Source organism: Streptomyces sp. 2A115, from assembly GCF_052245575.1.
Classification (GTDB): domain Bacteria; phylum Actinomycetota; class Actinomycetes; order Streptomycetales; family Streptomycetaceae; genus Streptomyces.
Map to the genome: position 1 here is coordinate 1 of NZ_JBQQCG010000175.1, position 6202 is coordinate 6202.

The 6202-nt window shown below is 69.7% G+C and carries 8 protein-coding genes and 1 pseudogene; 2 read left to right on the forward strand and 7 right to left on the reverse strand.

The annotated features are described in order from the left end of the window. From ACTWQR_RS55030 to ACTWQR_RS55060, 7 genes and pseudogenes are all read right to left on the reverse strand, one after another. Positions 1-87, reverse strand: a pseudogene (locus ACTWQR_RS55030) (flavin reductase family protein); the annotation flags it as partial. Between the two features lie 42 nt (positions 88-129). Further along, positions 130-321, reverse strand: a complete 192-nt coding sequence (locus ACTWQR_RS55035; protein ID WP_443234895.1) for an SDR family oxidoreductase — start codon at positions 319-321, stop codon at positions 130-132. Positions 322-404: 83 nt separating this feature from the next. Further along, positions 405-1415 carry an LLM class flavin-dependent oxidoreductase gene (locus ACTWQR_RS55040; protein WP_443234896.1) on the reverse strand — a complete coding sequence of 337 codons (1011 nt, stop codon included), beginning with the start codon at positions 1413-1415 and terminating at the stop codon, positions 405-407. 175 nt (positions 1416-1590) lie between these two features. Then, positions 1591-2106, reverse strand: a complete 516-nt coding sequence (locus tag ACTWQR_RS55045) for a flavin reductase family protein (RefSeq protein ID WP_443234897.1) — start codon at positions 2104-2106, stop codon at positions 1591-1593. After that, the gene (locus ACTWQR_RS55050) at positions 2106-3443 is read right to left on the reverse strand and encodes an NtaA/DmoA family FMN-dependent monooxygenase (RefSeq protein ID WP_443234898.1); all 1338 of its coding nucleotides are present in this window, start codon (positions 3441-3443) and stop codon (positions 2106-2108) included. Before ACTWQR_RS55050 ends, ACTWQR_RS55045 begins: the two co-directional genes overlap by 1 nt. A 447-nt stretch (positions 3444-3890) precedes the next feature. After that, entirely contained in the window at positions 3891-4607 is a 717-nt protein-coding gene (locus ACTWQR_RS55055; protein ID WP_443234899.1) for an NADPH-dependent F420 reductase, read from the reverse strand. 141 nt (positions 4608-4748) lie between these two features. Next, positions 4749-5342, reverse strand: a complete 594-nt coding sequence (locus ACTWQR_RS55060; RefSeq protein ID WP_443234900.1) for a TetR/AcrR family transcriptional regulator — start codon at positions 5340-5342, stop codon at positions 4749-4751. Between the two features lie 283 nt (positions 5343-5625). Between ACTWQR_RS55060 and ACTWQR_RS55065 the strand changes: the two genes are divergently transcribed. Both ACTWQR_RS55065 and ACTWQR_RS55070 read left to right on the forward strand, forming a co-directional pair. Further along, positions 5626-5769 carry a hypothetical protein gene (locus ACTWQR_RS55065; protein WP_443234901.1) on the forward strand — a complete coding sequence of 48 codons (144 nt, stop codon included), beginning with the start codon at positions 5626-5628 and terminating at the stop codon, positions 5767-5769. Positions 5770-5933: 164 nt separating this feature from the next. Next, positions 5934-6202: helix-turn-helix domain-containing protein (locus tag ACTWQR_RS55070; protein WP_443234902.1), on the forward strand; the 269-nt coding region annotated here is incomplete at its 3' end.

Genomic DNA, 6202 nt, shown 5'->3' on the forward strand with positions numbered 1-6202 from the left:
GCCGACCCCGAGCTTGTTGACCTCGAGCAGCGCCATCCAGTGGTCACCGGCCTCGGTGACGTCGTGGATCGAGCACTCGAGCCACAGCGCCGCGTCATCGAGGAAGACGGCACCTCCGGCCCCGACCCTCTATCGGGACCTCGTCGAAGCGCGCCGCACGGTCCCTGCTGGCCAGCTTGCGAAGTCCAGATTCCCGAAGGCGGACACCGTCGCGCCGACGAGCGCCTCGACCTGCGCCTCGTCGCTGACGTCGCAGCGCAGGAACGCCACGGTGCCGCCCTCCTTCTCGATCGGCTCGCGCGCTGACTTCGTTCGAGCCATGTCCCCGTGGTACTGACGGCAAGCGCCTCGTTCCAGTCATCGAGCTCGGCGACAAGGACGCCTCTCGCAGAGTGGATGACGCCTCAGATACCCATGGCCTGGGCCAGCAGGGCGCGGGAGTGGGCCCGGGCCGCGGGGTCGGCGATGATGTCCTGGACCATCACCTCGTCGACGCCGGCGGCCTTGGTCACCTGCTCGAGCTGATCGCGTACGGTCTCCGGGCTGCCGGCGAGTTCGCGGGGCCAGCGGCCGTCCGTGATGACGGTGGGGGTGTCCTTCTGTACCTGGCTGAGTTCCCGCTCGGCCTCCTCGACCGTGGGGATCTGGGCCGCGGCGCCCTGGCGGCCCAGGCGGGCCATCAGGGCAGTCCTGGACCAGTTCAGCCGTTGCGCTTCGGCGTCAGTGTCGGCGACCACGGCGCCGACGGACAGGATGCCGCGGCCTCCGGCCGACCTGGGGGCTGCGGACTGGGCGAACGCCGCGTGGCGGAGCAGGGCGCGGCCGGCGCCGTCGGGGTTGATGAAGCCCGCGAAGGCGTAGCCGAGACCGAGCTCTCCGGCCATGCGGGCGCTGTTGCCCGAGGAGCCGAGGATCCACACCTCGGGCCTGGAGGCGACGCCGGTGGCAGGGTTCAGGCGCGCGAAGGGGTGGCCGGCGGGGAAGCGGCCGTCGAAGTGGGCGAGTACTTCCTGGACCTGCTGTGTGAAGTCGTCGGCGGGCGGTACGTCACGGTCGCGGCGCAGGGCGAGGTCGACCACAGGGCCTGCGGTGGCGCGGCCGAGGCCGAGGTCGATGCGGCCCGGTGTGAGGGCTTCGAGCTGGAGGAAGGATTCGGCGACCTTGTAGGGACTGTAGTGGTTGAGCAGCACCGCGCCGGAGCCGACCCGGATGCGGGAGGTGGCGCTCGCCGCCAGGGCGATGAGGATTTCGGGTGCTGAGGAGGCTGTGCTGGCGGAGTCGTGGTGCTCGGCGTACCAGATGCGGTGGTAGCCGAGGTCCTCCGCCTGCTTCGCGGCGTCGACCGAGTCCTTGAGTGCCTGGGTCTTGTCGCTGCCGGGGGCGACGGTGGCGAGCTCGATGAGGGAGAGTTTCATGGTCTTTCGGTCCTTGCTGCCGGTTCGGTTGCAGGGTCGGGCGGATCCGCCCTTGGATCCGGAGAGCGCAGTCCGCCTCGCGAGGGAAATGCGTGGACGTGCCGGTCGATGCGCCTCGGGCGTTTGGGGACGACCCGCACGGTGTTCACGGACTAGTGACCGGCCGCACTGGGCGTCAGGCGGCCAGTGGCGTGTGCGTGCCGAAGGACCGCTGGTGGTAGGTGAGCGGCTGTGGGCCTTCCTCGCCGGTTTCCGCGGCGTAGACGTGGGCGAGCAGGACGGTGTGGTCGCCGGCCGTGACGTACTCGTCGACCTCGGCGGCGATCCACGCCGCCGCGTCGGGCAGGCGGGGCAGGTTCTCGCTGGGCGACCACATGACGTCGTCGAACTTGCCCTGGTCCGAGCGCGCGAAGGTGGCGGCGAGTCCGGTCTGGTGGGTGCCGAGGATGTTGAGGCCGAGGCGTCCGGTGCGGCGGATGATCGCCAGGAGTTGGGAGTGGTTGTCCAGGGACACAAGGACCATCGGGGGTGTCAGGGACAGGGAGGCGAAGGCGCTGACTGTGGTGCCGTGCGGGCGCTGCCCGTCCATCGCGGTGACCACGGAGACGGGGGAGGCGATGGTGGCCATCGCATTGCGGAACGCCTGCGCACTCACGCTGCCGGTGTGGGGGCGCTGGGTGTTGATGGGCATTACCGGGCCGTTTCCGTGACGCGGGGGTCCAGGCCGTACTGGTCGCGGGCTCCGAGGTGGTCGCGCAGGGTGGGGCCTTCGTAGTCGTGGTGGAACAGGCCGCGTTCCTGCAGGAGGGGGACGACCTGGTCGACGAAGGCGTCGACGCCGTCGTGGTAGCCGTCGATGGCCAGGGAGAAGCCGTCGCAGGCGCCTGCCTCGAACCACTCCTGCATATGAGCAGCCACGTCCGTGGCAGTGCCGGCGACGACCGGGTGGTAGTCGATGACGCCATGCGCCAGGACGTCCCGCAGACTCCAGCCCTCCCGCGCCACCTCAAGGGCACGGGCGGAGCGCGCATCATGCGCACTGGGTACGGCATCAGCCAACTGACGCGCGGTCAGCGGCTGGTCGAGCTGCTCGTGACTGAGCGGCACGCCGATCATCGCGCCCAGGTAGCGCACGCGCTGGCGCAGGTCGACGGACTCGTCCAGGAAGCGCCGCCGCTCCAGGGCGGCCTCGCGGGAGGAGGCGATGGTCGGCATGAAGCCGGCGAACATCTTCACCTCGTCCGGGTCGCGCCCGGCACGCTTGGCGGCGTCCCGCAGGGCACCTCGCTGGGCGATGGCGTCGCTGATCGTCATCGGGTTGGCGTAGACGCCGTCGGCGTACCGGCCCGCCAGCTCCAGGCCGTATCCGCCGCCGCCCGCCTGGAAGATGACCGGCTGGCCCTGCTCGGACGGCGGGATGGGCAGCGGGCCGCGGGAGGCGACGTGGCGGCCCTGCAGGTTGACCGGCTGGATCTTGCCCATGTCGGCGAACCGCTTGCCCCCCACGTCGAGGACCCAGGCGTCCTTCTCCCAGCTGCCCCACAGCGCCTGCACGATCTGGACGAACTCGTGGGCGCGCTCGTACTTCTCCGTACGAGGCGGGACCGGGGAGCCGAAGTTCGCGGCAGCCTCCGGGTGCGAGGTGGTGACCACGTTCCAGCCGGCCCGGCCATGGCTGATCACGTCGAGAGACTTGAACTGGCGGGCGAGGTTGTAGGGCTCGTTGAAGGTGGTGGAGCCGGTGGCGACCAGACCGATCCGCTCCGTCTCCCGCGCGATGGCGGTCAGAACGAGGACAGCGTCGATGGGGTGGTGCGGGTTCTCCCTCTCGAGGTCCACGTCCAGGACCGGGGTGTCCGCGATGAACAGCAGCTGGATCTTGCCGCGCTCGGCGGCCTGCGCGTAGCGCACGAACTGGTCCATGTCCGTGTAACTGGACAGGTTGGCCCCGGGCAGCCGCCATGCCCCGGGCTCGGATCCGTAGCCGCTGGTGAACTGCATGGCCAGGAGCATCTGTGAGGGGGTCATGGGAACGCCTCCAAACGGGCAAGAAAAAACGGAGGGAGCCTCCGCTCGCCTTGTCGATAATACGGAGGCCGTCTCCGAATTGCAAAAGGGCGGCACAGGACGCCCCGGGAGGGCGCCGGAGTATGCGGTCAGACGGACGGACGGGCGCCAGCCGGGCATGGACGCGCTGCACATCCCGTAGGCGTGCCGGAGGGTTGCCGATGGGCGGGGCGCGAAGGTGCGGTGTATCCCGTGTGCGGGAGGCCGATGTGCGTGCCGAGCGCGGTCCGTACTTCCGGGTCGCTGCGCCTGTGTGACCGGCGGGCGGCCGCACGACGCAATTGCGCGGGGCCTCGGCACCGGTTCACGCGCGGGAGCTGTTCACGTCCCTGTCGTGTCTGCGATGCCGCGGCCCCTTGCGAGCGCCGCCGTGTGGTGGGGCGAGGTGTCAGCGGTGGGCGGTGCGGTTCATCTCGACGACGTCGTCCAGGGTGGGGTTGGCGGAAGGTCGGCGAAGCGGTCATTCACGCTCTCGCGGACGGCGGTGTCCTTCACGCGGTGGACTGCGGCCAGGGCGGCGGGGAGCTCGTCGAGGGTGCGCTCGGTGCAGTAGGTGGGGCCCATTGGCAGCTGACGCCACGAGTCGGCCAGGACGCCGGCGTCGTAGGGGTCGAAGCCGGTGTCGTCGACCAGGCTCATGGCCACCTTCTTCGCCTCCTCGGAGTCGCCGGCCAGCGGGATGGCGATGCGACCCGGAGTGCCCGCAGGGACACCACGGGCGCGCTGAGTCTCGGCCAGCGCGGCGTTCCACGCCTTGACGACGGGCCGACCCAGCAGCTCAGAGGTGTACACGCTCTCCACCTTGCCACCGTCCCCCACCGCCTCGATCCGCCCGTTGAGGTGCGGGTAGTGGTTCGAGGTGTCGATGACCACGGTCTCGGCGGGGACGTTCACGAACAGGTCCGCCAGCTTCCCCGCCACCCCGAACGGGATCGACAGGACGATCGCGTCTCTGCCCTGGACCGACTCGTCCAGGGCCACCGCGCGGGCGCCTGCCTCCAGGACCTCGGCCGCGACGGCCTCGGGCCCGCGAGCATCGGCCACCTGGACGTCATGACCGGCCAGGCTCAGCTTGTGGGCCAGATTTCCGCCGATGGCTCCAGCGCCGACAACGGTAATTTTCATGATTTGCTCTTTGATAGGTTGCGTCGCCCCTGAAGGCGGCGTGATGTGATGGCGGCATGGTCGGATGGTCGGCTCTCGCCGGAATCCCGCGGGGTGCTGGGGGCAGGGTGTTCCGGCGGGCCCGGCGCGCGGTGCCGAACGCTATGTGCGGTCGTCCGACTCTCGGTATCCGTCGGCGACGAGCGCCCGCAACCGGTCGAGCGATTCCTCGGTGGCGCCGGTGCCCTTGATCCAGGCGACCGAGCAGGCCGCGAGGAACAGGTCGTACCCCTGCACCGACGGCCGCACGTAGCCTGCGGCTTGCGCGGACTTCGCGTACTCCTCGGTGGCGGCGATGAGAGTGCTGCAGGGATGAGTGAGCGGGTTGTCCGGCTCCTGGGCCCTGGCCGCAGCCATGAGCGGTTCCGGCAGTCCGCTAAAGGCGCTGAAATACTCCTCCATCGCCCGCAGCCACTGCTCCAGGGCCTTGCCGGCGTCGCCGAGCCGGGCGATGTCCGCCTGGCGGGACACCAGCTCCTCGGAGCGCGTCTGCAGCACGGCCGCGAGGAGTGCCGCACGGGTCGGGAAGTGCCGGTACAGCGTTCCGGCTCCGACGCCCGCGTCCTTGGCCACCGCCTCGAGAGACGTGTCGACCCCGTACCTCAAGAAGTGGCGCTGGGCCGCTTCCAGGAGGGCCGCACGATTGCGCTGGACATCCACACGGGGCTTGCGGCCCTGCTGTCCACTGGCGCTCATGCGTCCTCCTTGATCTCTCGCGAGCCTCGGCCCGGAAAAACGGAGGTCATCTCCGAGTGGATTCCACTGTAAAACGGAGGCAGCATCCGGTCAAATCCGGCGCTACGACTCCGCCAGTGCCGCACGGCATGACCGAAGCGCTATCCGCCGGAAAGGCCCCCGGGGGTGTCGATCACGGCGACGCCGGGACCGAGCACGAGGCTGCCGTCGACGGCGAGGAAGGCGTCGGGGCGGACGTCGCGGTAGGTCTGCGGCTGGTACCAGGGCTGTTGGAGCGGGTGTCGTGTATTTCGGCAGCCTTCGGATCGACAACGGCACCTCTGTCACGTGCGTGAACAAGTACGAGACCTCCGGCGCTTCGCCCAGGGTCATCGTGAGTACCGCCTACAAGGTCACCGCGGGCACCACCTACGGCATCTCCGCCTGAGAGGGTGGAAATTGCGACTGGGACGACCCGCAGACGCCTCGGCGGACGCAATCCCTCGGCAGCGTGACCGTCACGCCCGGTATCGCCGATGTCTCCAGCGGCGTTTACCGCGTCAGGATCGGGTAGTCACGAGGCCTCGCCTCAAGCGGCCGATTAGAACGTCTGTGGCTGAACCACTGCGGAACGGATGGGCGCACAGGCGTACGCAGGGGCTGCGCCGCGAGGAGGTCGCGCAACTCGCCGGCATGTCGACCGACTACTACGCCCGGCTGGAACAGCAGCGTGCTCCGCAGCCCTCCGTCCAGGTCACCACATCTCTCGCCCGGGCGCTGCGGCTGACCCTGGACGAACGAGACCATCTCTTCGTCCTCATCGGCCACAACGCCCCGGCCCGCTTCCAGCGCTCCGAACATGTCAGCCCGACGCTGCTGCG